Annotated in this window: 17 protein-coding genes, 1 tRNA gene and 5 pseudogenes; 5 read left to right on the forward strand and 18 right to left on the reverse strand. The window is 72.2% G+C overall.

The window, feature by feature from the left end; genetic code table 11:
* Window positions 1–35 precede the first annotated feature (35 nt).
* The 3 genes and pseudogenes from KIF24_RS27740 to KIF24_RS27750 all read right to left on the reverse strand — a co-directional run bounded on the left by KIF24_RS27740 (window position 36) and on the right by KIF24_RS27750 (window position 2,186).
* Window positions 36–1,142, reverse strand: coding sequence for a glycosyltransferase family 9 protein (locus tag KIF24_RS27740; protein ID WP_221086535.1), 1,107 nt, complete (start codon window positions 1,140–1,142; stop codon window positions 36–38).
* Window positions 1,143–1,151: 9 nt separating this feature from the next.
* Window positions 1,152–1,683 (reverse strand): annotated as a pseudogene (locus tag KIF24_RS27745) (Hsp20/alpha crystallin family protein).
* Entirely contained in the window at window positions 1,680–2,186 is a 507-nt protein-coding gene (locus KIF24_RS27750) for a DUF2231 domain-containing protein (RefSeq protein WP_221086536.1), read from the reverse strand. Before KIF24_RS27750 ends, KIF24_RS27745 begins: the two are co-directional and overlap by 4 nt.
* A gap of 134 nt (window positions 2,187–2,320) precedes the next feature.
* Here KIF24_RS27750 and KIF24_RS27755 point away from each other — a divergent pair, with 134 nt between their 5' ends.
* On the forward strand, window positions 2,321–2,950 hold the full coding sequence (locus KIF24_RS27755) for a pyridoxamine 5'-phosphate oxidase family protein (protein ID WP_230415941.1): 630 nt from the start codon (window positions 2,321–2,323) through the stop codon (window positions 2,948–2,950).
* Window positions 2,951–3,076: 126 nt separating this feature from the next.
* Complete coding sequence (locus tag KIF24_RS27760; RefSeq protein ID WP_221086538.1) at window positions 3,077–3,493, forward strand: DUF4260 domain-containing protein; 417 nt, start codon at window positions 3,077–3,079, stop codon at window positions 3,491–3,493.
* Window positions 3,494–3,564: 71 nt separating this feature from the next.
* Here the strand turns inward: KIF24_RS27760 and KIF24_RS27765 are convergent.
* A tRNA-Thr gene (locus KIF24_RS27765) sits at window positions 3,565–3,641 on the reverse strand.
* 122 nt (window positions 3,642–3,763) lie between these two features.
* Here KIF24_RS27765 and KIF24_RS27770 point away from each other — a divergent pair.
* Window positions 3,764–5,558 (forward strand): annotated as a pseudogene (locus KIF24_RS27770) (metallophosphoesterase family protein).
* 51 nt (window positions 5,559–5,609) lie between these two features.
* Here KIF24_RS27770 and KIF24_RS27775 read toward each other — a convergent pair.
* The 6 genes and pseudogenes from KIF24_RS27775 to tmk all read right to left on the reverse strand — a co-directional run bounded on the left by KIF24_RS27775 (window position 5,610) and on the right by tmk (window position 11,766).
* Window positions 5,610–6,488, reverse strand: coding sequence for a PSP1 domain-containing protein (locus KIF24_RS27775; protein ID WP_221086539.1), 879 nt, complete (start codon window positions 6,486–6,488; stop codon window positions 5,610–5,612).
* A 285-nt stretch (window positions 6,489–6,773) separates the two neighbouring features.
* Window positions 6,774–7,478 carry a hypothetical protein gene (locus KIF24_RS27780; protein WP_221086540.1) on the reverse strand — a complete coding sequence of 235 codons (705 nt, stop codon included), beginning with the start codon at window positions 7,476–7,478 and terminating at the stop codon, window positions 6,774–6,776.
* Window positions 7,478–7,783 carry a hypothetical protein gene (locus KIF24_RS27785; protein ID WP_221086541.1) on the reverse strand — a complete coding sequence of 102 codons (306 nt, stop codon included), beginning with the start codon at window positions 7,781–7,783 and terminating at the stop codon, window positions 7,478–7,480. The genes KIF24_RS27780 and KIF24_RS27785 overlap by 1 nt, the downstream gene beginning before the upstream one ends.
* Before the next feature lies 1 nt (window position 7,784).
* Window positions 7,785–8,114, reverse strand: a complete 330-nt coding sequence (locus KIF24_RS27790) for a YbaB/EbfC family nucleoid-associated protein (protein ID WP_221086542.1) — start codon at window positions 8,112–8,114, stop codon at window positions 7,785–7,787.
* A gap of 155 nt (window positions 8,115–8,269) precedes the next feature.
* Window positions 8,270–9,457 (reverse strand): annotated as a pseudogene (locus KIF24_RS27795) (DNA polymerase III subunit delta').
* The gene (gene tmk / locus KIF24_RS27800; protein WP_407939968.1) at window positions 9,457–11,766 is read right to left on the reverse strand and encodes a dTMP kinase; all 2,310 of its coding nucleotides are present in this window, start codon (window positions 11,764–11,766) and stop codon (window positions 9,457–9,459) included. The pseudogene KIF24_RS27795 and the gene tmk overlap by 1 nt, the downstream one beginning before the upstream one ends.
* Window positions 11,767–11,912: 146 nt before the next feature.
* On the opposite strand from tmk, the gene KIF24_RS27805 reads away from it, so the two are divergent.
* Window positions 11,913–13,121 carry an amino acid deaminase/aldolase gene (locus KIF24_RS27805; protein WP_221086543.1) on the forward strand — a complete coding sequence of 403 codons (1,209 nt, stop codon included), beginning with the start codon at window positions 11,913–11,915 and terminating at the stop codon, window positions 13,119–13,121.
* A gap of 11 nt (window positions 13,122–13,132) precedes the next feature.
* Here the strand turns inward: KIF24_RS27805 and KIF24_RS27810 are convergent, their stop codons facing one another.
* Window positions 13,133–13,777 carry a TetR family transcriptional regulator gene (locus tag KIF24_RS27810; RefSeq protein ID WP_221087584.1) on the reverse strand — a complete coding sequence of 215 codons (645 nt, stop codon included), beginning with the start codon at window positions 13,775–13,777 and terminating at the stop codon, window positions 13,133–13,135.
* Between the two features lie 223 nt (window positions 13,778–14,000).
* Here KIF24_RS27810 and KIF24_RS27815 point away from each other — a divergent pair, with 223 nt between their 5' ends.
* Window positions 14,001–15,317 carry a D-arabinono-1,4-lactone oxidase gene (locus tag KIF24_RS27815; RefSeq protein WP_221086544.1) on the forward strand — a complete coding sequence of 439 codons (1,317 nt, stop codon included), beginning with the start codon at window positions 14,001–14,003 and terminating at the stop codon, window positions 15,315–15,317.
* Here the strand turns inward: KIF24_RS27815 and KIF24_RS27820 are convergent.
* From KIF24_RS27820 to KIF24_RS27850, 7 genes and pseudogenes are all read right to left on the reverse strand, one after another.
* Window positions 15,283–16,134 (reverse strand): DUF559 domain-containing protein, encoded by an 852-nt coding sequence (locus KIF24_RS27820; protein WP_331461309.1) that lies wholly within the window; start codon window positions 16,132–16,134, stop codon window positions 15,283–15,285. The genes KIF24_RS27815 and KIF24_RS27820 overlap by 35 nt on opposite strands.
* 351 nt (window positions 16,135–16,485) lie before the next feature.
* A pseudogene (gene topA / locus KIF24_RS34195) lies at window positions 16,486–19,300 on the reverse strand (type I DNA topoisomerase).
* Window positions 19,301–19,614: 314 nt separating this feature from the next.
* A pseudogene (locus KIF24_RS27830) lies at window positions 19,615–20,405 on the reverse strand (hypothetical protein).
* Window positions 20,396–20,938: a hypothetical protein gene (locus KIF24_RS27835; RefSeq protein WP_221086545.1), complete on the reverse strand. Its 543-nt coding sequence runs from the start codon at window positions 20,936–20,938 to the stop codon at window positions 20,396–20,398. Before KIF24_RS27835 ends, KIF24_RS27830 begins: the two are co-directional and overlap by 10 nt.
* 120 nt (window positions 20,939–21,058) lie before the next feature.
* Entirely contained in the window at window positions 21,059–23,455 is a 2,397-nt protein-coding gene (locus tag KIF24_RS27840) for a sodium-translocating pyrophosphatase (RefSeq protein ID WP_221086546.1), read from the reverse strand.
* A gap of 298 nt (window positions 23,456–23,753) precedes the next feature.
* Window positions 23,754–24,188 (reverse strand): ATP-binding protein, encoded by a 435-nt coding sequence (locus tag KIF24_RS27845; RefSeq protein ID WP_221086547.1) that lies wholly within the window; start codon window positions 24,186–24,188, stop codon window positions 23,754–23,756.
* Window positions 24,188–24,529: an STAS domain-containing protein gene (locus KIF24_RS27850; protein ID WP_221086548.1), complete on the reverse strand. Its 342-nt coding sequence runs from the start codon at window positions 24,527–24,529 to the stop codon at window positions 24,188–24,190. Before KIF24_RS27850 ends, KIF24_RS27845 begins: the two co-directional genes overlap by 1 nt.
* Window positions 24,530–24,665: the final 136 nt, after the last annotated feature.

The following is a 24,665-nucleotide window of genomic DNA, read 5'->3' on the forward strand; positions in this document are numbered from 1 at the left end:
GCGTCGACACCGGCCGCTGCGCTGGCCTATCGAACCTATCGAAACAGCAGTTCACGGGCGGCTTCCTCCACCTCGGCGGTGGGGACGTCGGTGACGAAGGAGTCCCGGTGCGGGCAGTCGCCGTCACCGGGCCGGTGCGGGTAGATGCCGGGGGTGCAGTCCACCCCGCATACCGGGCAGTGCACCGTCCAGGAGGTGATCGGACGGTGCCGCCCACGCAGCATGGAGGCGGTGGTGATCAGGTTGCCGACCCAGAAGATGCCGACCGTGGGGGTGCCCACGGCGGCGGCGAGGTGCAGTGGACCGGTGTCGTTGGAGATCACCAGCTCGCAACCGGCGTAGCAGCCGGCCAGCCCGCCCAGGCTGAGCGTGCCCACCTGCGGCCGGACCGGCACGCCCGCGGAGGCGGCCACCAGTTCGACCACGTCCCGCTCGGCGGGGGTGCCGGTGACCAGCACCTCGTACCCGTCGGCGTGCAGCGTCCGGGCCACCTGCCCGAACCGGTCGGCGGGCCAGCGGCGGCGGGTGTCGGTGGCGCCCGGATGCAGCGCCACACGAGGGCGCTCCGGCTCGCCGAGCACGGTCCGCGCCTCGGCACGGTCGGCGTCGGTCACCGCCAGCGTCGGGCTGACCGTGGTGGCCGGGGCGCCGACCAGCGCCGCCACCTCCAGATAGCGGATCACCTCGGGCTGGTAGTAGACGTAGCGCAGCCAGTGGTCCAGTGGTGGGGCGTCCTCGGCGCGCAGCCCGGCGGTGACCCGGGCGCCGAGCGCGGCGACCAGCGGGTTCGAGTTCGCGCCGCCGCCGTGCAGCTGGAGTGCCAGGTCGAAGTGCTCCGCGCGGGCGGCGGCCAGGAAGTCGACCATGCTCGACTCGGGTTCACCGGCGATCTCCGCCCGGATCCCCGGCGCCGGCGGCACCACCAGCACCCGATCCACCGGACCCGGCCGGTCGCGCCACAGCTCCGCGTGCCAGGGCGCACCGAGCAGCACGATCTCCGCCCGCGGGTACGCGGCCCGCAGCGCGTCCAGTGCCGGCAGCACGAAGATGAAGTCACCGAGCGCGTTGGCGCGCAGCACGGCGATCCGGGCCACGTCGGGCACCAGCCCGGCGGCCGGGGCGAGCAGGGCCGGGGCAGCCACGGCAGGCCGTTACCGGCCCGGCTCGCCGGCGGCGACGTCCGGCTGGTGCAGTTCCCGGTCGACCGCCGGGTCGACGCTGCTCGGCGTACCCCGGAGGGCCGGCGGCACGCGGGCCGGTGCGACCGACGGTGATGGTGCGCGGTGTGCCCCGGGTCGCCCGCGGCAGCCGCACCCGCAGCAGACCATGGTCCATCACCGCGTCGATCGCGTCGGGGTCCACCCGCGACGGCAGCTGCACGCGGTACTCGAAGCCCCGGTTCTCGAAGCCACCGGGAATGCCATGGTCGGCGTTGACCTCGGCCTCGGTCCGCGCCCGTACGCACAGCTCACGGTCGTCCAACTCGACCGCGACCTCCTCGGGGGCGACACCGGGCAGCCGGACGACCACCTCCCACCCGTCGGTGGTCTCACCCAGCTCCACCTCGGGCGGCCCGGGTCGGCCGCCGACGAGCCGGCTCAACTCGGCCCGCAGCGACTGCAACTCACCCATCGGGTCCCAGCCCTGCGATCCGCCCCGCCAACCGCGACCCGGCCTCGTCATCGCGCCTCTCCCATCCGTTGGCTGGTTGCCGCCGGCCGCAGGGAACTCGACGCGTCCAGGTTCGCGTCATGGTCGACCCCGACGCCGAGCCGGTCGACCAGTTCGCCGCCCAGCCAGGCGCCGACCCCGAGGATGCCGAGGGCCACCACCTCGATGGCGATCAGCGCACCACCGGCGGCGCGCGAGTCGGCGTTGAGCCGCACCACCCAGACGGCGGCAAAGAGCAGGATCATCGCGACGTTCGCGGCGGCGTGGGTGAGTGCCACCCGCTTGGCCCGGGTGCCGGTCGGGATGGCCAGCAGGTCGAACACCCCGGCCGCGGCGGCCAGCAGACCGCCGATCAGCCCGACGGTCAGATTCCAGTACGCCACCTCGCCGAGGAAGTCCGGACCACCGACCGTGTCGACGATGTCGAACAACACCGCCGTGACGAGCAGGGCGACCGGGAACATCACCAGCATCGGATGGACTGGATGGCCCAGGATCTTGAGTCGACTCTCCATCTCCGGCCTCCACTGCTCCGACTTCGCGTCGGTAGGGCCGTACCCCCGGTCACCGGGGGACAAACCTCACGGCGGGCACGACTACACTGGCCGTGGCGGTTTCCCGCCCGGGTGCCGTCACCACGGTCAACTCCATGAGGAGGCACCCGGTGACGGGGGAGATCACATCGGCGGCCGAATTGACCGAACTGCTCGGCACCCCCGCGCCCCGCGCCGCCGCCAAGGAACGCACCAGGCTGCACGAGCGTGACCGGCAGTGGCTCGCCGCGTCGCCGCTCTGCCTGGTCGCCGCCGGGGCGGACGGCACCTGCGACGTCTCCCCCAAGGGCGACCCGGCCGGCTTCGCCCTGGTGCTCGATGACCAGACCATCGCGCTCCCGGAACGCCCCGGCAACAAGCGGGCCGACGGTTACCGCAACATCCTGACGAATCCGCACGTCGGGCTGATCTTCTTGATCCCGGGGCGCACCGACACGCTGCGGATCAACGGCCGGGCGCGGTTGCTACGCGACGCGCCGTGGTTCGACCAGATGATGGTCAAGGGGCACCGACCGGTGCTCGCGGTGGTGGTCGAGATCGAGCAGATCTTCTACCACTGCGCCAAGGCGTTCCTCCGCTCCCAGCTGTGGCAGCCGGAGACCTGGCCACCGGACCCGCTGCCCAGTCGCGCCCGCCTGGTCAAAGAGGTGGAGGCCCCGGCGGAAACCCTCGCCGACCTGGAGCGTCACTACGGCCCCGAGTACGCCGGCAGGCTCTACGCCTGACCGGGCGCGCGCCGCGTCGCCGGGCCCGGAGGCGGTGTTCGGGGAGTTCGGAAACGTCGAGCGGGCCAGACTAGGCTTTGATGTGCTTCTGTCGCGCAGGCCGGCAGACGTGGACGGAGGTGCCGGATGTTGAACCCGGTCCCGGCGCAGCGCATCGAGGCCGTTGCCGTCGCTGCCCTCGCCGTCGTCGTGACCGTCGCCGCCGGATACGCGTGGTGGTGGCTGCTCGCCCTCTTCCTCGTCTTCGACCTTCCCATGCTCGGCTACCTGCACGGTCCCCGGTTGGGAGCCTTCTGCTACAACCTGGCGCACTCCTACACGCTGCCGGCGTTGCTCGCCGCGGTGGCGGTGGCCGCCGCCGCGCTCCGCGACCCGATCGACTGGCTCGGGATCCTCGCCATCGCGTGGGTGTTCCACATTGCCCTCGACCGCGCCCTCGGCTACGGCCTCAAGACGACCGAGGGATTCGAGCACACTCACCTCGGTCCGATCGGGCGGGCCCGGCGCGCCGGGTCGAGCGCCGACACCCGGTCGCGGGGGTGAGTCCGACCGGCAAAGAGCTGGAGACAACGAGCCCCCTGACCAGCATTCCTGCTGGTCAGGGGGCTCGCCCCTGGAGCCGCCTGACGGAATCGAACCGTCGACCTACGCATTACGAGTGCGTCGCTCTAGCCGACTGAGCTAAGGCGGCAACGATCGCCAAGTGTACGACATCCGCCGACCCGGGACCGAGCGGGATTGCCGCGTCGGCGACCGGACACCGGTGCGTTTCGGGGTCGGCAGGCCCGGCCTGACGGCACTAGGCTGCGGCGGGTGACCGACGACCACCTCTCCCGCGACGAACCGGTCGACACACCGCACCGCGAACCAGCCTCGGCGGGCCCCTACGCCGAGGAGGTTGCGGGTGGGCGGGCGTCCCGGCGGCCCCGCAGCACCGATCCGCTGGAGCTGGGCTTCACGCCCCGCAAGCCGGTGCCCTGGCTGGCACCGTTCCTGCTGATCGGCACCGGCCTGCGTACGCTGCTGGCGATGCTGTTCGGCGCGTACCTGGACAAGCGGGAACTACAGGAGGCGCTGGACGCGGAGATCGCCCGGCAGGTCGGGCCGGACGGCGGGTTGTGGCTCGACTACGTGGCCGACCTGGGCGACGGTTTCAACGCCACCTACTCGGTCGCCTATCTGCTCGCCCAGCGTGAGCTGGTGGTGGACGGGCACCGGCTGCCGCGGGCACAGACCCTGGTGATGGGCGGCGACCAGGTCTACCCGTCGGCGGACTACGCGGCGTACGAGGATCGCTGCAAGGGGCCGTACCAGGCGGCCCTGCCGGCCACCCCGCCGGAGCAGCCGACGATCTTCGCGGTCCCGGGCAACCACGACTGGTACGACGGGTTGACCGCCTTCCTGCGGCTGTTCGTCCGCACCCGGGACCGCCACTTCGGTGGCTGGCGTACCGGCCAGTCCCGCTCGTACTTCGCCGCCGAGCTGCCCGCCGGCTGGTGGCTGCTCGGCCTCGACGACCAGTCCGGCTCGTACGTCGACGACCCGCAGCTCAACTACTTCGACTCGGTGGCGCAGCGACTGGGACCGCAGAGCCGGGTGATCCTGGCGGTGCCGGCCCCGTCGTGGCTGAAGGCCGTCGACCAACCCACGGCGTACGACTCGATCGACTACTTCATCCGGACCATCATCGCGCCGACCGGCGCCCAGGTACGGCTGCTGATCTCCGGCGACCTGCACCACTACGCGCGGTACACCGGGCCGGACGGCCGGCAGCTGGTCACCTCGGGCGGTGGCGGGGCGTACCTGTACCCGACGCACAAGCTGCCCGAGCGGATCGAGGTGCCGCCGCGGGACACCCTGGCCCGGCGGTCCAGCCCCACCAGGACGTACGAGCTGGCCGGCCGCTATCCCGACGCGGCGCGCTCCCGCCGGTACGGCTGGGGCATCTTCGCCCGGCTACCCCGGCGCAATCCGGGTTTCTCGACCCTGCTGGGTGTCCTGCAGACCCTGCTGATGCTCTCCATGGCCGGCGTGACCGACTTCCGGTCCGAGGAGTCCGAGCAGCGACTGTTCAGCGTGCCCTTGGTGATGATGGTGCTGGTCACCGTTATCGCGGCGGCCCTGTTCGCCAAGCCGCCCAGTTCCGGCGGCAAGCGGCAGGTGCGGCACTGGATCCTCGGCGTCGGGCACGGCCTGGCGCAGGTCGGGCTGGCCGCCGCCGGCACCTGGGGTGGCTCGCCCTGCCGTTCCACGACTGGTCCTGGCCGCTGCCGGCGGTCGCCGCGGCGGTGCTCTACCTGCCGGTGAGTGGGTTGGTGGCCAGCCAACTGGTGGCCGGGTACCTGCTGATCGCCAGCGCGTTCGGGGTAAACGTCAACGAGTTGTTCGCCGGGCAGGGCATCGAGGACGCCAAGGGGTTCGTACGCCTGCGCATCGACCCGGACGGCACGCTGACCCTCTACCCGATAACCATCGACCGGGTGGCCCGGAACTGGCGGATCAACCCCGACCAGTCCCCCGGCTCCTCCTGGCTCACCCCCACCACCCCGCTGACCCCCACCTAGCCGAACCCCCACAACCCTCACCCCCGCCCAGCCCGCCCCGTTGATCATGAGGTTAACGGGCGATTCGGAGATCAAAGCGCCCGTTAACCTCATGATCAACCGAGGGGATCAGGGGTGGGGGCCGAGGTGGGGGTGTTAGGGGTGTAGTGCTGGTCGTGGGCCTGGCGGGGGGCGCAGACGGAGGCTCGGGAGCAGGAGCAGCGGGAGCCGTCGGCGTCCAGGCGCACCGTGACGGCATCGCGGGGAACGCTGTGGCCGACCACCCGGCCCTCCCCCTTCGGGGTGGCCACCCGGGAGCCGACCTCCGGGGCGGATTCCTGGAACCGCTGATAGAGCGGATGCTCGTACTTCAGGCAGCACATCAACCGGCCGCAGGCGCCGGAGATGCGCAGCGGGTTGAGCGGGAGATCCTGGTCCTTGGCCATCCGGATGGTGACCGGCTCGAAGTCGTTCAGGAAGGTGGCACAGCACAGGTCGCGCCCGCAGGAGCCGATGCCGCCCTGCACCCGGGCCGAATCCCGGGCCGAGAGCTGACGCAGCTCCACCCGGCAGTGCAGCGTCGCACCGAGGTCGCGGACCAGGGAACGGAAGTCCACCCGGTGCGGGGCGGTGAAGTAGATCGTGCTGCGCTCGCCGTTTCCGTCGCCGTTGCCGAGCACGTGGTCGACCGCCACCACCTTCATCGGCAGGCCGTGCTCGCGGATCAGCCGTTTCGCCGCCACCTTGGCCTCGGCCTTGCGTCGTCGCAGCGCCTCGTCCCGACGCAGATCCTCCTCCTGCGCCAGCCCGGCCAGCCGGGGAAAGCCGTCGGTTTCCTCGGTGACCCACTGCGCCGCCCAGACGCACTCCGCCACCTCGGGACCGTCGTCGGTGGGGACCAGCACCTTGTCGCCCACCTGCGGTCGCAGCTCACCCGGGTCGAGATAGTAGAGGCGCCCGTACCGCTGGAAGCTGACCGCGCAGAGCATGCCCATGCCCTCACCCTACGTCGCTCGGCCGGAGGCCCGGCTTCGGCACAACAGACCACCACACCCGTGCAGCCATCCATGGTGTTGTCGACTCGACCGACCCCCATCCCAACCACCGGTACGACGATGCCGACCCGGACGGCTGAAACCTGCGCCGGGGGCGGGACAGAAGCAGGGCTGACCGCGTTGAGTGGGAACAGACCTGCGGGGGGTGCAGGGAAGATCACGGCGCCGCCGACGGGCCGCCCGCGAGGGTGCCCGCAGGCGGCGCCGTGACCCGTCAAGCCGCCGTCACCAGCCGACACGGGTCGTCCGGCCGCCCGATGTGCCACCGCCGGCGTCCGGGCGGAAGCGGGTGGCGGCCGGCCGCCACGGGGACTCGGCCAGGCTCGGTGACCACTGCCGCAACAGGTTCTCCGCCCCGTCGTAGGCGACGCAGAGCACCCCCAGCACCCGAGCGGCGATCTCCGCGGCGCTGCCCCCACCCGGCGAGGCCGGCCCGGTGACCGACGCCGCCCGGGTGACCGAGGTGGCCGCGACGACGGACACCGCCTCGGCCGAGCCGATCACCTCGGCCAGTGCCCGGGCGACGGCGAGCCGGCTACCCTCCACCCAGTCGGCGAGCGCGTCGGCGTAGCCTGCGGTGGCATCGAGCCGCCCGACCAGGCTCTCGGGGCCCTCGTCGAGGTGGCGCAGCAGCGCGGCCCGGGACTGGCCGTACGCCATGGCGGCCGACCCGGACCATCGCACCGGGTCGGTCAGCGCCGCGCAGGCGTGGTCGTACCCGTGCACGTGCCGGCGCACGGCGTGCCCGGCAGTGGCCAGCGGCGCGGGACGCAGGTCGAGGAAGCTGCGCAGCGCGTCGCCGGGCAGCACCTGCATCCGGCGCAGCAGCGGCCACACCCGGTGTCCCTCCGGAGCACCGGCGGCGAGCAGGGCGTCGACGCGGCGCAGCAGGTCGAGACCGGGCTCGGCGAGCCGATCCAGGGCGTCCATCACGTCTCACCGATCAACCGGCGGGAGGCGGCGGAATCGGTGTCGGCATAACGGTCGGCGGCCTCGCGCAGCGCGGCGGCCACGGCCGCCACCTGGCCGGCGGCGGAATGGGCCTCCCGGGCCCGGTCGCCGGTGGCGGCCACCCACTGCCGATGCAGTGCCCGCCCGACCTCGCCCGGCCGGCCCGGGGCGTCGGCACCGAACGCCACCTGCGCCGGGTCACCGGCGGTGACCGAACGGGAGAGCGCGGTCAGCGTGGCGCTCGCCTCGTCGAGGCGGCCGGCCAGGTCGCGAAGGCTGTCCATCTCAGGCCCCCGCCAACGGTCGGTAGGCGGTGAACGTCTCGTTGTGCAGCTTCTCCCTCGCCCACTGGGCGGCGTCGGCAGCCGCGGCGACCGCAGCCCGCACCGAGTCGGCCACGTCGCGCGGCGCGCGACCGGGCAAGGGGCCGAGGAAGCGCACGTCGGTGATCCGGCCGCCGGCGGTGACCACCACCTCCACCAGGCCGTCGGGCGATCGGACGGTGACCTCGACCGTCGCCACGGCCTGGTCGAACTCGGCCTGGAGAGACTCGATCCGGCGGTAGCGCCGGACCGCCTCCTCGATCCATGCCTCGTCGATCTCACCCCGCGGCATTGCCGGACTCCTCCCGAGCAACCTCACTGTGCGTGCCGCCACCGTCACCACGGCACACCGGACCGTACCGCACGTGAATTGCGCCTGTCGATGGCTGTGAATAACGGTTCAGCTCGCGGGACGGCGGACCCGCGACTCACCGAACGGCGCCGGGATCAGCCCTTCCAGAGGGCGAGCATCATCGCCTCGACGGCGATCCGGGGCTTGACGTTGGCCTCGATCGCGGTACGGCAGGCGAGGACGGCCTCCAGCCGCCGCAGCGCCCCCTCCGCCTGCCAGCTACGGGCGCCGGCGCCGGCCAGCTCCGCGGTGTCGGCGTGCACCGGCGCCACCGGCGCCCCCAGCGCCATGGTTAGCGCGTCCCGGTAGAAGGCGGCCAGGTCGACAAGCGCCCGGTCCAACGCGTCCCGTTGGGCCCGGGTCGCCCGCGACTTCTGGCGCCGCTCCAGGTCCTTCAGCTGCCCAGCGGCCCCGGGCGGCACCGGCGGCACCCCGACCGGTGCCGCCCGCGCCGAGCGCCGTCTCCAGCGCCGAGCGTTCGGTCGCGTCGATCTCCACGATCGACGACTCGGCCTCCGCCTCGGCCGCCTCGATCAGCGCGGACGCCGCGTCGAAGGCCGCGCCCACGCCGGTCAGTCGGCGTGGCACGGCGAGGACCGCCTCCCGCCGGGCGCGGGCCTGCGGATCACCGGCCAGCCGGCGGGCCCGCCCGACGTGGCCCTGCGTGGCGGCGGCCGCCCACCGCGCCACGTCGGCCGCGATCCCGTCCCGGCGTACCAACACCTCGGCCACCGCGTCGGCGGATGGCTGCCGCAGCGGCACGACCCGGCACCGCGACCGGATGGTCACCGAGATGTCGTCCGGGTGGATGGACGGCGCGCAGAGCAGGAAGACGGTACGCGGTGGCGGTTCCTCCACCGCCTTGAGCAGCGCGTTGCCGGCGGCCTCGGTCAGCCGGTCGGCGTCTTCGATGATCACGACCTGCCAGCGCCCGCCGGACGGGGTGCTGGCCGCCCGGAGCACCAGTGCGCGCATCTCGTTCACGCCGATGGAAAGCCCTTCGGGCACCACCAGCCGCACGTCGGCGTGGGTGCCGGCGAGGGTGGTGTGGCAGCCGGGGCACTGCCCGCAGCCGGTGCCGTGCACGCACTGCAGTGCGGCGGCGAAGGCGCGTGCCGCGACCGACCGGCCCGAACCGGGCGGGCCGGTGAAGATCCACGCGTGGGTCATCCCCCGCCCGCGTCGCCGCCGGTGCGCAGCACGGCGGCGGCAGCGGTGGCGGCCCGGCGCAGCACGTCCACCGTCTCGTCCTGCCCGACCAGGTCGGCGAAGGCTTCCGGCATCAGGTCCGCTCCGTCGTCACCAGCTCCGGCGGGGATAACTCGGGCTGCACCGAGGTGTCCGGACCGTTCGTCGGCCCCGGGTGGTCGATGTTGCCGCGGTCGCCGAGCATCTCGTCCACCCGGTGGGTGACCTGCTCGGCGATCTCCTCGGCCGGGCGGGCGGCGTCCAGCACCAGGTAACGCTTCGGATCGGCGGCGGCCAGATCGAGGAAGGCGTACCGGACCCGCTCGTGGAAGGCGACCGACTCGGCCTCCAGCCGGTCGGCGGTCTCGCTCCGCGCGGCGACCCGGGACAGCCCGGTGCGCGGGTCGACGTCGAGCAGCACCACCAGGTCGGGCTTGAGCCCGCCGGTAGCCCAGGAGGAGAGCCAGGAGACCTCGTCGACCGGCAGCGTACGACCGGCACCCTGGTAGGCCAGGGACGAGTCGACGTACCGGTCGCTGATCACCACGGCACCCCGGACCAGGGCCGGCCGGACCACGGTGGCCACGTGGTGGGCGCGGTCGGCGGCGTAGAGCAGCGCCTCGGCGCGCGGCGAGGGCGCCTCGTCGGCGGTGGTGTCGAGCACCAGCGACCTGATCCGGGCGCCGATGCCGGTGGCGCCCGGCTCCCGGGTGACCACCACGTCCCGCCCCTGGCTCCGCAGCCGCTCGGCGAGCTCGGCGAGTTGGGTCGACTTGCCCGCGCCCTCACCGCCCTCGAAGACCACGAAGAGTCCGGCCGAGACGAACGGCTCGGCCGGCATCAACGGCCGGCCCCGGACCGACCCCCACAGGTCGGCCAGGACCGGTACGCCCTTCTTGTCGTCCATCTGCCCGAAGGCGCTGATTCCGGCGAAGATCCCGGCCGCACCGGCGGCGAGCAGCAGCAGGCGGGTGGAGGAAACCGAGATGCCGAGGTCGGCGATGGTCAGCGTGCGTGATCCGCCGACCCCGGCGAGCAGGCTGCCGAGCGCGATCGCCAGGATCAGCACGAGCCGGGTGCCGATCTGCACGACGGCGAAGACCCGGCCGCGTACCTCGTCGGCGACCTCGCCACCGAGCAGGGTGGTGCCGGAGAGGAAGGCCATCCCGGCTCCGGCTCCGACCAGGACCGCACCGACCAGCGCCATGGACAGGTGGATGGCGAAGGCCAACGTCATCACGGAGGCGCTGGCCAGCACGATGCTCATGCCGAACCAGCGGCGCCGGGACATGTCCCGGACGATCATCGGCCCGAGCCCGATACCGATCGCCAGACCGACGAAGATCGCGCCGAACAGCAGGTAGAACGCGGCGTCACCGGCACCGAGCGAGTCGGCGAAGAACCGGGCGGTGCCGATGACGATGCCGCCGCCGGCGAAGGCGCCGAGAATGCCGAGGACCAGCCCCCGGACGAGCGGAGTCTGCCCGATGAACCGCCAGCCCTCGGTGAACTGGCGCATCATGCTCTGCTCGGTCCGGTCCCGTTCGTCGGTCTGCCCCTGGCTGATCTCCTTGATGCCGTAGGCCACGACCACGGCGGTGGCGAGCCGGGAGAACGCGTTGAACCAGAGGGCGAGCTGGGCCGGCTGGGCCCAGGACGGAATCTCACCGCCGGTGGCGCCGCGGATGATGGCGTCGAGCGAGGAGAGCACGACCGCGGCGAAGACCGGGGTCAGGCCGTACGTGGTGATCAGGGTGAGCTGGTTGGCCGTCTCCAGCCGGGCCCGCGGGATGAGGTTCGGTACCGCGGCTTCCTTGGCCGGGATCCAGAGCAGGGTGACCGTCTCGATCAGGAAGGTCGCGATCGCGGCCCAACTGACCACCCGCGCGCCGCTGGCGCCGGTCAGCGCGTACAGCGGGATGGATGCGAACAGCACGAATCGCAGCACATCGCAGATGACCATCGTCCAGCGCCGGTCGAACCGGTCGGCGAGCACCCCGGCGACGGGCCCGAGCAGCAACGCGGGCAGCAACCGGACGGCGATCACGCCGCCGAAGGCCGCACCCTTGGCGGTGCTCCCCTCGACCTGTGCGGCGGCGAAGACACTGGTGGCGAGCAGGCCGAGCCAGTCACCGAAGGAGGCCGCGCCGAGCACGATCCAGAGCCGGCGGAACGGCCGGATGCGCAGCACCGAGCGGATCGCGCCGTAGCCGGTCAGGTCCGGTTGGCCGCCGGACGCACTCGACGCCCCCGACCGGCCGGACTTGTCCGTCGGCGCGGTGGGCTGGCCGGACGGCCCGGCGGTGCGGGCTGCTTCGTCTGCGGACGGCGACACGCCGGACGACTCGCCGTTGAACTGGCTTTCGATGGCCGTACCTCCACGTGCCGGCCCATCGCTGGGCACCCCCGGTGGAACACTCTAGACCTGACAGGACGTCTTCCCGTCGTGCATCGCCTGCTCGCCGAGCCTAGGCCGCCATGGCCAGCCCAGCCCGGGCGAGCAGACGCGAGGGTATTTCGCATTAACCGTTTCACAGTTAGCGTGCACACGTGGCCACCGACAGCGAGAACCTGCGCCACCGCCTGGACCGGGCGACCGCGCACCTCGACCCTCCGTACGCGGTGGTCGACCTCACGGCCTTCGACAGCAACGCGGCAGCGCTCGTCGAACGGGCCGCCGGCAAGCCGCTACGGATCGCCAGCAAGTCCCTGCGCAGCCGCGACCTGATCGCCCGCGCGCTGGCCCGACCGGGCTGGCACGCAGTGATGGCCTTCACTCTGCCTGAGGCGATCTGGCTGGTCAGCGCCGGGGTCAGCGCCGACGTGCTGGTGGCGTACCCCACGGTCGACCGGGGGGCACTGGCCGAACTCGCCGCCGACCCGACGCTCGCCGCGGCGGTCACCCTGATGGCCGACGACCCGGACCAGCTGGATTTCTGCGACACGGTGTGTCCCCCCGGACGACGCCCCGACCTGCGGGTCTGCCTCGACCTGGATGCCTCCTGGCGGTTGCTGGGCGGCCGGCTGCACGTCGGCGTCCGCCGCTCACCGCTGCACAGCCCGCGGGCGGCCGGCCGGCTCGCCGCCACCGTCGCCGGCCGGCCGGGCTTCCGGCTGGTCGGGCTGATGTCGTACGAGGCGCAGCTCGCCGGCCTGGCCGACGCACCACCCGGGCAGGCGGCGCTCGGCACCGCGATCCGGCTGGCTCAGCGCGGGTCGTACCGCGAGCTGCTGGCCCGCCGGAGTGCGGCGGTGGCCGCGGTCGGCGAGCACGCCGAGCTGGAGTTCGTCAACGGCGGCGGCACCGGCAGCGTGGCCGCGACCAGCGCCGATCCCGCGGTGACCGAGGTCAGCGCGGGATCGGGCCTGTACGGGCCGACGCTGTTCGACGCGTACCGCGCCTGGCGCCCGACCCCGGCGGCCTTCTTCGCCTGCGCGGTCGTCCGCCGGCCGGCACCCGCCCTGGCCACCGTGCTCGGCGGCGGCTGGATCGCCTCCGGCTCGGCCGACCGCAGCCGGCTGCCCCGGCCGTGGTTGCCCGCCGGGCTCAAGCTGCTCGGCGCCGAGGGAGCCGGCGAGGTCCAGACCCCGCTGAGCGGTGACCCGGCCGCCGCCCTGCGCATCGGCGACCGGGTCTGGTTCCGGCACGCCAAGTCGGGCGAGCTGTGCGAGCGGGTCAACGAGCTGCACCTGGTGGACGGCGACAACGTGGTGGCCACGGTGCCGACCTACCGGGGCGAGGGTCGCGCCTTCCTCTGACCGGCTGCGGGTCAGGCGGGCTGTGCCGCCGGCTGCGCGGACCCGACGATCTGGTCGTCGGCCGGCTTCGCGGGCTGCACGACCGGCCGGTGACCGGTTTCGCCCCGCGCGTCCATCTGGCGGTGCAGGTACTCGCGGATCAGCGCCTTCGCCTCGGTCAGCACCCGGTCGTCGCCGTCCGGCTTCCGCCGGAACGCGAGCTTGATCAGGGCATCGGCCGCCTCGACCGCGATCTCCAGGTGGAACCGCAGCTCGGGCACGTCGGCCAGACCGAACCGCTCGGTGAGCACCCGGGCCAGTTGGTCGGCGATCACCCCGTTGTTGTCCCGCTGCTCATCGAGCAGATGCAGGTCGACCACGTCGCCGAAGTGGAGGGTACGGAACCCGGGAACGGTGCGGTGCATGGTGATGTATTCATCGATCCCCGCGTCGACCCCGTCCCACCAGTGGGTCAGGTCGTCCGAGGCGAAGCGTTCATCGAGCCGCTGAAGGTAGGACTCCATCGTGCGCAGCGTGAGCGCCTGCACGATCGCCCGCTTGTCCGGGAAGAACTGGTAGACCGACCCGATCGCCACCTCGGCCCGCTCGGCGAGCAGGGTGGTGGTCAGTCCCTCGTACCCCACCTCGTCGACGAGTTCGGCGCAGGCGTCCAGCATCCGCTGGACCCGTGCGACACTCCGACCCTGCACTGGTACCCGGCGCAGCGGCCCGGTCGTGGCGGCTGAAGTGGACACGCGCCACCCCCTCTCGACGGATGAACATATCTACACGTCACGGGACCGTGACTACCGGTACAACGAGCGGACCTCGATTGCGGTATTTACCAGGGACAACGTTCCTGATATGAATTCGGTTCATATTCATTCCGAGGGGGCGCCAATGGCCGGGACCGGACTCGCCGATGCCGCCGCCTGGTCCAACTGGGCCGGCAACCAGCACAGCCGCACCGCCGCCGTCCTGCGGCCGTCGTCCGTCGCCGAGGTCGCCGAGCAGGTCCGCTCCGCGGTCGAGGCCGGTGAGCGGATCCGCCCGGTCGGCAGCGGCCACTCCTTCACCCCCGTCGCGGTCGGCGACGGGCGGCGGATGGACCTGACTCGACTCGCCATCGACGTACGCGTGGACATCGATCGGCGCCTCGTCACCGTACCGGCCGGGATGACCCTACGGGAGTTGAACGTCCTACTCGCCGGTCACCGGCTGGCGCTGCCGAACCTCGGCGACGTCGATGCGCAGACCGTGGCCGGAGCGATCTCCACCGGCACCCACGGCACCGGCGCGACACACGGCGGCCTGGCCACCTTCGTCGAGGCGCTGACCCTGGTCACCGGAACCGGTGAGGTGCTGCACTGCTCCGCCGCGGAGCATCCCGACGTGTTCGACGCGGCCCGCACCGCCCTCGGCACGCTCGGTGTGCTGGTCGAGGTGACGTTGCGCTGCGTGGACGCCTTCGTCCTGCGGGCACACGAACGCCCGACCTCACTGGGCGGCGTACTGGCGGACCTGCCCGGCCTGCTCGACGCCCACGACCACGTCGAGTTCTTCTGGTTCCCGTACACCACCCGGGCACAGCTCAAGACCAACGACCGGGTGGCCGTCGACGACCAGCCGCTGCCCCGCTGGCGCAGCTGGTTCGACGACGACTTCCTGGCCAACGCCGTCTTCGCCGAGCTCTGCCGGCTCGGCCGGGCGATGCCGACCCTGGCGCCGAGGATCAGCGCCCTCTCCGCCTGGGCGCTCGGCGAGCGTCGGTACACCGGTCGCTCCGATGCCGTCTTCTGTAGTCCGCGCCGGGTCCGCTTCCTGGAGATGGAGTACGCGCTACCGCGGGAGGCCCTGGCCGAGGCGCTCGACGCACTGCGCCGGATCATCGACGGCCTGCCGTTCAAGGTGCTCTTCCCGGTCGAGGTGCGATTCACCGCCGCCGACGGGATCTGGCTGTCGCACTCCCACGGACGCGACTCGGCGTACGTCGCCCTGCACCAGTACGTCGGCATGCCGTACGAGCCGTACTTCCGGGCCTTCGAGAAGGTCGCCACCGGGCTGGGCGGCCGGCCGCACTGGGGCAAGCTGCACTGGCGGGACGCCGGATCGCTCGCCCCCGCCTACCCCCGCTGGCACGACTTCCGGCGGATCCGCAGCCACCTCGACCCCCAGCAGACCTTCACCACCCCTTACCTGGCCACCCTCCTCGGCTAACCGGCCGACACCGGATCTTGGACCGGATGCGCCCCTGGAGAGGCGCTTTCGTACCAAGATTCAAACTTCGGGGCGCCAACCTGCCGCCCCGGAGGGCCTCGCGGAGCTGAGTGACCACGTTGGTCGGATCGTGGCGGATCGCCCAGGAAGGAAAGCGCAGCACCCGCTCACCGGGCTGCCAGAGATCGTTCTGCCGGCGCATGTCCGCCCAGGCCGTGGCCGGATCGAGGTGCTGCCCGCCGTCGATCTCGACGTGTACCCGCCACTCCTCGAACAAGGCATCGAGATAGCGGCGACGGCCGGCGGCGTCCCGGCGAACCGCCTGACGGGTCGGCTCGGGTAGCCCCGCACGGCGGACCAGGGTGAGGAAATCCAGTTCCGGCACCGAGTGCGCGCCGCCGGCCGCGTCGGCAGCGGTCCGCCCGATCAGGTTGCGCCGCTGCGCTCGCGGCAGTCGATCAAGTACGCGATGCACGTCGTCGCCGGCTACGAGGCGCTGCTGGAAGCCCGCCGCGATGATCGCCCTCGCCTCGTGATCATTCGATGCCCACTGCGCCGCGTCCACCAGCGACCGGGCCGGCATCGTCCAGCGTGGTCGCCCCACCGCGAGAATGTCCGCCTCGGGCAGGACGGTGGTGCGGTGCACCCGGACGCCGGGGGGCATCGAGCGTGCACGGTGGCGGGCCGGCAGGAGGACGTGCACGAGTCGAGTGTCGTACCGGCGCAGGCCCCAGGCCCGGGCGGCGCTGAGCCCGCCGAGTACTGCGGCCGGCCCGGCAGCGAGGACGGCGATCCACGGCAACTGCGAGGGGAGCACCGGGCCGTTGTGGGCTACGTAGACGGCGCGATGCGCCTGGCGCCACCGGCCCGAGGAGACCCGGTGCCGGATCGCCTTCGACGAGAGATGCCGGCGGGCCTGGTCGAGGCTGAGCAGTGCTGCTGCTGGAACAGCAGCCAGGTCAACTCGTCCGCGTCATCATCCGGCAGCCGTTCCGCTGCCCAACCCGTGCCCCATCCCGCTCCCCGCGACCACCGCTCCCCCGCTACAACCACACCCCCACCCTGCCCCACCCACGTCCCCAATTCCGCCCCTGTGGACAGTGGAGGATCTTGGGACGAAAGTGCCCCCAGAGGGGCGCTCCCGTACCAAGATCTGCGCAGGGGAAGATCAGTCGGTGGTGCGGGCGGTGCTGGTGGTCTTTTTGGTGGGGGTGGCCTTGGTGGGGGTGGCCTTGGTGGGGGTGGCCTTGGTGGCCTTGGTGGGGGTCTTCTTGGCCGCCGTCTTCTTCGCCGCCGTCTTCTTCGCGGGGGCCTTCTTGGTGGGGGTCTTCTTCGGGGCCGGACCCTTTGCCCGCTTCTCGGCGAGCATCTCGGAGGCCTCCGCCAGGCTCAGCTCCTCGGGAGTCTGACCGCGCCGCAGGGAGGCGTTGGTCTCCCCGTCGGTGACGTACGGGCCGAACCGGCCGTCCTTGATGACCAGAGGCTTCTCGGTCAGCGGGTCGGCACCCATCTCCCGCAGCGGCGGGGCGGCTGCCCGGCGCTGGCGGGTCTTCGGGGCGGCCAGCAACGCCAGCGCCTCGTCCAGCGTGACGGTGAACATCTTGTCTTCCGAGTCCAGCGAGCGGAACTCGTCACCACGCTTGACGTACGGCCCGTAGCGGCCGTTGTTGGCGACCACCTCCGCGCCGTCCGGTCCCGCACCGATCAGCCGGGGCAGGCTGAGCAGCTTGAGCGCCTCTTCGAGGGTGAGCGAGTCCGGCTGCTGCGAGCGCAGCAGCGAGGACTTCCGGTCGCCGCTGGCCACGTACGGGCCGAACCGGCCGGACTTGAGCAGGATCGGCTCCCCGGTTGCCGGGTCGTCGCCCAGCTTGCGCTCGCCCCCGCCGCCGAGGAACAGCTCGTGCACCTTCTCCGGGGTGAGCTCGTCCGGCGCCAGCCCCTCGGGGATGGGCGCCCGGTCGCCCGGGGTGGCGCCCTCCTCGCCCTCCGCGGCGGGCGCCTGCTCCTCGCCGGGCGCCGAGCGTTGCAGGTACGGCCCGTACCGGCCGACCCGCACCACCACCTCACGTCCCTCGTCGTCGGTGTGCAGCGGGATGGAGTTGACGCTGCGCGCGTCGATGTCGCTGAGGTTCTCGGTGACCAGCTTCTTCAGTCCGCCGGAGCGGGCGATGTCCTGGTCCCCGGCGCCGTTGGTGGTGCCGAAGTAGAAGGCGGTGAGGAAGTCGACGGCGGCGTGGTCACCGCCGGCGATCTCGTCCAGCTCGTTCTCCATGCTGGCGGTGAAGTCGTAGTCGATCAGGCGCGGGTAGTGGCGCTCCATCAGCCCGATCACCGCGAACGCGAGGAACGACGGGATCATGGCCTGGCCGCGCTTGGAGACGTACCCGCGGTCCTGGATCGTCTGCATGATCGAGGCGTACGTGGAGGGGCGGCCGATACCCAACTCCTCCAGGGCCTTGACCAGCGACGCCTCGGTGTAGCGGGACGGCGGTTGGGTGTGGTGGCCCTGCGCGGCCAGCTCCTGGGCGGTGAGCGGCTGGTCCTTCACCAGGTTGGGCAGGCGACGCTCGGCGTCCTCCGCCTCGGCGTTCTCGTCGTCGCTGGACTCGACGTAGGCGCGCAGGAATCCCGGATCGGTGATGGTCTTGCCGGTGGCGCCGAAGTCGGCCTCCTCACCGGCGGCGGTGGTCGCCCGGATGCGGACCGAGACGCTGGAGCCGACCGCGTCGGTCATCTGCGAGGCGATGGTGCGCCGCCAGATCAGCTCGTAGAGCTTGAACTCCTCGGCCGACAGTTCCCTGGCCACCTCGCCCGGGGTGCGGAAGTTGTCCCCGGCCGGCCGGATCGCCTCGTGCGCCTCCTGCGCGTTCTTCACCTTGCCGGTGTAGCGGCGCGGCTCCGGCGGCACGCTGCGCTCGCCGTACAGCTCGATGATCTGCCGACGGGCCGCCGCGATGGCGGTGTCCGACAGGTTCACCGAGTCGGTACGCATGTAGGTGATGTAGCCGTTCTCGTAGAGCCGCTGCGCGGTGCGCATCGTCTGCTGCGACGAGAGCCGTAGCTTGCGGGCCGCCTCCTGCTGGAGGGTGGAGGTGATGAAGGGCGCGTACGGCCGGCGCCGGTAGGGCTTCTCCTCGACCCGGGTGACGGCGAACGGCCGCCCGTCCAGCCGGGCGGCGAGCCCCCGGGCACCCCTCGTCGAGGTGCACCACGCCCGCGCCGGCGCGGACCCGACCGGTGGTCGGCTCGAAGTCCTTGCCGGTGGCGATCCGGTCACCGTTCAGCGCGACCAGGGTGGCGTTGAAGCTGCGCGGTCCCTCGCCCGGGTTGGTCACGGCGAGCGTGGCGAGGATGTCCCAGTACTCGGCGGTGCGGAAGGCCATCCGCTGCCGCTCCCGCTCGACCACGATCCGGGTCGCCACGGACTGCACCCGGCCCGCCGACAGCCTCGGCATGACCTTCTTCCACAGCACCGGGGAGACCTCGTAGCCGTAGAGCCGGTCGAGGATGCGCCGCGCCTCCTGGGCGTCGACCAGGTCGCGGTCGATCTCGCGCGGGTTGGCCACCGCGGCCTGGATCGCCGGTTTGGTGATCTCGTGGAAGACCATCCGCCGGACCGGCACCTTCGGCTTGAGCGTCTCCACCAGGTGCCAGGCGATCGCCTCGCCCTCGCGGTCCTCGTCCGTGGCGAGGAAGATCTCGTCGACCTCCTTGGCCAGCTTGGTCAGCTTGCTGATCTGCTGCTTGCGATCGGCGGAGACGACGTAGAGGGCGTGGAAGCCGTTGTCGACATCGACCCCGAGCCGGGCCCATGCCTCGCCCTTGTACTTCGCCGGCACGTCGGCGGCGTTGCGCGGCAGGTCGCGGACGTGCCCGAAGCTGGCCTCCACGACGTACCCCGGGCCGAGGTAGCCCGAGATCGTCTTGGCCTTCGCCGGAGACTCGACGATGACCAGACGGGTGGTTCCAGCGTTGCTCGGCACGTCTGTTTCAACCTCATTCCTACTCAGGTGGCCGCGCCTGGCCGGCTCCGGACGCACTCGACCCACCGGTACCCGGCGGTCCGGATGTCCAACGTAACGCGCCGTCGGTGTTTCAGGTTTCGCGGGCGGCAATCCGCCCGGGACGTTCTGTGGTCACGCCGGACGGCGTCACCGTACACCCTGGGTAGGGTGTCGAGCGCGTCGCTGTGACCACGGCGGCCCCTCGGTGGAGGTAGAACGCCGCCGATTCTCCATGTGTTCCCCGACACCCGGCTGTCCCCGATCGGACAGCCGGACGGGCCCCCGCCGCCGAGTCAGCCGCGGGTCGGCCAGGCCGCGGGCGGGGCCGCCGCCGGACGCTCGCCGACCAGTTCGGCCAGCCGCCGCGTCCGGCGGCGGCCCCGGAGCAGGTACGCGGGTCCGCCCGCAGCGGGTTCGACCAGCTCGCCGGCCAACCCCACCGCGGCCAGGGCCGCACCCACCGCCGCCCACCGCCCGGGATCGGTACCGCCGAGACGGAGCAGAAAGTCCGGCGGATCGGCCACCCCGGCGACCCCGGCCGCGGCGAGCCAGAGACGCAACCGCCGTCCGTCGAGCTGGAAGCCGGGGGCGGATGCTGTGCCGTGCCGCGCAGCCAGGCCGCCGCGAGCGGCACGATCGTGCGGGCGTACGAGGTGCGCACCGCGTACCGCTGGTCCTCGGCGGGCGTCCAGCCGGCCCGGACACCCCGCTGCGCCAACTCGCCGACGAGCACGTGCACCCGCCACGCGGCGTCGACCACCACCGACAACCGCGCCGTGCCGCCCATCCGGTGCACCTCGCCCGGGCCGGCGAGCAGCCCGGCGAGGTCGGCGAGCGAGGGCTCACCGGTCTCCGCACCGAAGAAGACCAGTTGCCGGTCGGTCGCGCCCGGCTCGGGCGGCTCGGCCGTGAGCTGTGCCGGGGCACCGTCACCCGCCGCCGGATCCCCCGCGGTTCCGCTCCCGGTGACCCGCCGACCACCGGCGGATCGCCGGCGGGACGCCGGTGGCGCCGGGTCGGGCACCGGGAACGACACCGGCAGCGGTTGCGCCGCCGGCGTCTCCCCGGGACCGCTCAACGGCATTCAGGCACCTCGTCGAAGGCGCGCTTGAGTTCCTCCGAATTCAGCTGGCTGGTGTCCAGTGCGCTCGCGTCGTACTGCCGCTGGAGGTCCTCCACGGCGGCCCGCACGCCGTCGTAGAAGACGGTGGCCTCGCCGGTGCCCAGCCCGTCGATGGTGGCGCGGGCCCGGCCGTAGGCGTCCCGCATCGACGCGAGCGAGGCCCGGAAGCCGGCGGACACCTCCTCGCCGTGCTCGACCTCGGGCACCCCCGCCTGCTCCACCTTTTCCCGGGCGGTCTCGCTGGCCTGCTCGGCCCCGCCGAAGAGCCGGACCAGGTTCTCCTTGGCCTGGGCGGGGGTGGTCTGCGCGGTCATCTGCTGGGTGGTGCTGCTGGTCAGCTTGCTGATCTCGGCCCGCCAGGGGGTCAACGCCGAGCACACCGACGCGGCCCAGGCCCGAGGGCTCGGGCCGCCCGCCCCGCAGGAGGCGACCAGGACCAGCGTGGCCAGGACCACCGTGAGCTTTCCGGCGGCTGCCGCCCGGCACGTACGCATGCGTTGCAGGGTACGGCTTCTCCCACGGGGTAGGCACCGGTCAGGCGTACCGGTCCGGCACCGGCGGCCGGTCCCCGGTCGGCGGTGCCGCCGACCGGGGACCGGGTTGCCCGTCCGAGGTCAGGCCTTGATCTCCTCCGGACGCGGGTCGGCGCTGCCCGAGCCGCTGTCGGCGTCCTCGCCCATCGCGATGCTCTTGCGCTTGCTGAAGACCACCGCCGCGACGACGATCAGCGTCGCCACCGCGGCGATGGTGATCCGCAGGCCGACGTTGCGGTCGTCGCCCACGCTCCACGCCACCACGGCCGGCGCGATCAGCAGCGACACCAGGTTCATCACCTTGAGCAGCGGGTTGATCGCCGGGCCGGCGGTGTCCTTGAAGGGGTCACCGACGGTGTCGCCGATGACGGTCGCGGAGTGCGCCTCGGAGCCCTTGCCGCCGTACGCGCCGTCCTCGACCATCTTCTTGGCGTTGTCCCACGCCCCACCGGAGTTGGCCAGGAACACCGCCATCAGCGTGCCGGCCCCGATGGCCCCGGCCAGGTACGACGCCAACGCGCCGGGCCCGAGGCCGAAGCCGACCGCGATCGGCGCCAGGATGGCCAGCAGACCGGGGGTCAGCAGCTCGCGCTGCGCGTCCCGGGTGCAGATGTCCACGACCTTGCCGTACTCCGGGCGCTGGGTGCCGTCCATGATCCCGGGCAGCTCACGGAACTGCCGGCGGACCTCCATCACCACGGCGCCCGCCGAGCGGGAGACCGCGTTGATGGCCAGGCCGGAGAAGAGGAACACCACCGCCGCGCCGATGATCAGACCGACCAGGTTCTGCGGGTTGGCCACGTTCAGCGCGTTGAGGATCTCGTCACCGACGTCGGTCACCCCCGCGTCGGCGTACGCCAGGCGCAGCGTGTCGGTGTAGGAGCCGAACAGCGCGGTCGCGGCCAGCACCGCGGTGGCGATCGCGATGCCCTTGGTGATCGCCTTGGTGGTGTTGCCCACCGCGTCCAGCTCGGTGAGCGTACGGGCGCCGTGCTCGTCGATGTCGCCGGACATCTCGGCCACGCCCTGGGCGTTGTCCGAGATCGGGCCGAAGGTGTCCATCGCGACGATCACGCCGACGGTGGTGAGCAGGCCGGTGCCGGCCAGCGCCACGGCGAACAACGACAGGGTGATGGAGCCGCCGCCCAACAGGAAGGCGCCGAACACGCCGGCGGCGATGAGCAGCGCCGAGTAGACCGCCGACTCCAGGCCGACGCTGATGCCGGCGAGGATGACGGTGGCCGCGCCGGTCTGCGAACTCTTGCCGATGTCCTGCACCGGGCGTCGGTTGGTCTCGGTGAAGTAGCCGGTGAGCGCCTGGATGGCGGCGGCCAGCACGATGCCGATGACGACCGCGCCGATGACCACGCCACGCGGGCCGAACAGCGGGTCCCCGCCGTTGACGTTGAGGGTCTCCCGCCAGTCGTCGCCGAGCTGCGCCGCCCACGACGGTTGCAGGTAGGCGAAGGTGGCCACCGAGACCAGCACCGCCGAGATCAGCGCGGAGAGGTAGAACGCCCGGTTGATCGCGGTCAGGCCGTTGCGGTCGGAGGTGCGCAGCCGGGTGATGAAGACGCCGATGATGGCGACCAGCACCCCGATCGTGGAGATGATCAGCGGCAGCACGAGGCCGTCGGGGCCGAACGCGGCCCGGCCCAGGATCAGCGCGGCGACCAGCGTGACCGCGTACGACTCGAAGAGGTCGGCGGCCATGCCGGCGCAGTCACCGACGTTGTCGCCCACGTTGTCGGCGATGGTGGCGGCGTTGCGCGGGTCGTCCTCGGGAATGCCCTGCTCCACCTTGCCGACCAGGTCGGCGCCGACGTCGGCGGCCTTGGTGAAGATGCCGCCGCCGACCCGCATGAACATGGCCAGCAGCGCGGCGCCGAAGCCGAAGCCCTCCAGCACCGTCGGCGCGTCGCCCCGGAAGACCAGCACGACCAGCGCGGCGCCGAAGAGACCGAGGCCGACGGTGAGGAAGCCGACCACGCCACCGGTCCGGAAGGCGATCTTCATGGCCGTCTCGCGGCCGCCTTCGCGCTCCCGGGCGGCGGCTGCCACCCGCAGGTTGGCCCGGGTGGCCAGCCACATGCCCGCGCCGCCGATGAAGGCGCTGAACAGGGCGCCGACCACGAAGAAGAGCGAACGACCGATCTTCACCGCGATCTCGCTGCCATCGGTGTTGTGCACCGGCAACAGGAACAGCAGCACCACGGCGATCACCACGAAGATCGCCAAGGTACGGAACTGTCGGAAAAGATAAGCCGAGGCGCCTTCCTGGACGGCCCCGGAGATCTCCTGCATGTTGGTGGTGCCCTTGCCCGCCGCCAGGACGGTCTTCGTCAACGCGGCGGCGAAGGCGAGCGCGACCAGCGCGATCACCGCGGCGATGACGACGTACGTGACATTGGCTCCGGTGAGGGAGAGCGCGCCGACCTCGGCGGCGCCGCCGCCTTCGGCGGCCAAGCTGTCGGACATCTGTGTCCTCCTGTGCCGAACAACGCACCGGCCGGTGGAGACGCACCGATCGGCGCCTGGATGCGAATTCGCAAGCGCGCCGACCCACCCCGGCGAACCGGCGACGCACGCCCATCTGCCCTGGTTGCCGGGTGGATCACTTGCGGACAACCCGCGTACTGTAGCCGTCCGCAGTGTTCGAGGTCACACCGAGGTGGCACCATGCCTCGATGATCTTCGTCGCTGTGTCAGGAACCGAAATCTGATATGGGACCGGGTCCATGACGAAGTCGCCGTACGGCCGGCGGGCCGGGCGGGCTCAGCGGGCGACCGGCCAGATCATCCGCACCTCGGTGCCGACGCCGTCTTCGACGGGACGGACCTGAAGGTCCTCGACGAAGCCGGCGAGCAGGGCGAACCCGACACCGGTGGTCAGGTCGTCCTCGTTCAACGACTCGTTGGCCAACTGGTCGGCGTCGAGCGCGGCGAGGCCGATGCCCGCCTCGATCGGCGCCCGGTCCACCACCCGCACCGCGTACGCCCCCGAGTCGGACATCTCCACCAGCACCGGATCGGCCAGGCCGTACTGACGGTGCAGGGCGACTGCCCGGGTGCACGCCTCGCCGATGGCGAGCCGCACCTCGTCGAGCAGGTCCTCGCGGACACCCGCGCGCCGGGCCACCGCCACGCCGACCAGGCGGGCCGTGCGCACGTGCACCGGAGCCGGCGAGAAGGAGAGCCGAACCGTGGCCATCACTTGCCGGCGCCGGTCGCCGCTTCGACCGTCCGATGCAGCGGGAAGACCTGGTCCAGCGCCGTGATCCGGAAGATCTTGAGCAACGGCTCCTTGTCACACACCAGCGCGAAGGTGCCGTCGGCGGCACGCAGCCGCTTGAGCGCGCCGACCAGCACGCCCAGCCCGGTCGAGTCGAGGAAGTCCACCCGACCGAGGTCGACCACCACGTGCCGGGCCCCGGCGTCGATCAACTCGAGGAGCCGCTCGCGCAGCCGGGGCGCGGTGTAGACGTCCACCTCACCGCCGACCTCGAGCACCGTGTGCTCACCCACGGTGCGGGTCGCCAGCGACAGCTCCATCGGTCCTCCCTCGCGCAGCCGTAAACTCTCTGGGCATCTAACCACTACCCCACGGTCCGGCCGACGACTCACCGGAGCAGGTCCCCCCACACCCGGCATGCCGATTTCCCATTCCCGAACACCAGTGCGAGAGTGC

Source organism: Micromonospora tarapacensis, assembly GCF_019697375.1.
Lineage (GTDB): Bacteria > Actinomycetota > Actinomycetes > Mycobacteriales > Micromonosporaceae > Micromonospora > Micromonospora tarapacensis.

Excerpts from the sequence above, each read along its gene's own strand:
- KIF24_RS27835 (WP_221086545.1), bottom strand. The coding sequence starts at position 20,938 with ATGCGTACGTGCCGGGCGGCAGCCGCCGGAAAGCTCACGGTGGTCCTG.
- KIF24_RS27790 (WP_221086542.1), bottom strand. The coding sequence starts at position 8,114 with ATGCCGCGGGGTGAGATCGACGAGGCATGGATCGAGGAGGCGGTCCGG.
- KIF24_RS27750 (WP_221086536.1), bottom strand. The coding sequence starts at position 2,186 with ATGGAGAGTCGACTCAAGATCCTGGGCCATCCAGTCCATCCGATGCTG.
- KIF24_RS27815 (WP_221086544.1), top strand. The coding sequence starts at position 14,001 with ATGGCCGGGACCGGACTCGCCGATGCCGCCGCCTGGTCCAACTGGGCC.
- KIF24_RS27785 (WP_221086541.1), bottom strand. The coding sequence starts at position 7,783 with ATGGACAGCCTTCGCGACCTGGCCGGCCGCCTCGACGAGGCGAGCGCC.
- KIF24_RS27760 (WP_221086538.1), top strand. The coding sequence starts at position 3,077 with ATGTTGAACCCGGTCCCGGCGCAGCGCATCGAGGCCGTTGCCGTCGCT.
- KIF24_RS27850 (WP_221086548.1), bottom strand. The coding sequence starts at position 24,529 with ATGGAGCTGTCGCTGGCGACCCGCACCGTGGGTGAGCACACGGTGCTC.
- KIF24_RS27840 (WP_221086546.1), bottom strand. The coding sequence starts at position 23,455 with ATGTCCGACAGCTTGGCCGCCGAAGGCGGCGGCGCCGCCGAGGTCGGC.
- KIF24_RS27775 (WP_221086539.1), bottom strand. The coding sequence starts at position 6,488 with ATGGGCATGCTCTGCGCGGTCAGCTTCCAGCGGTACGGGCGCCTCTAC.
- KIF24_RS27845 (WP_221086547.1), bottom strand. The coding sequence starts at position 24,188 with ATGGCCACGGTTCGGCTCTCCTTCTCGCCGGCTCCGGTGCACGTGCGC.
- KIF24_RS27780 (WP_221086540.1), bottom strand. The coding sequence starts at position 7,478 with ATGGACGCCCTGGATCGGCTCGCCGAGCCCGGTCTCGACCTGCTGCGC.
- KIF24_RS27810 (WP_221087584.1), bottom strand. The coding sequence starts at position 13,777 with ATGCTGGACGCCTGCGCCGAACTCGTCGACGAGGTGGGGTACGAGGGA.
- KIF24_RS27755 (WP_230415941.1), top strand. The coding sequence starts at position 2,321 with ATGAGGAGGCACCCGGTGACGGGGGAGATCACATCGGCGGCCGAATTG.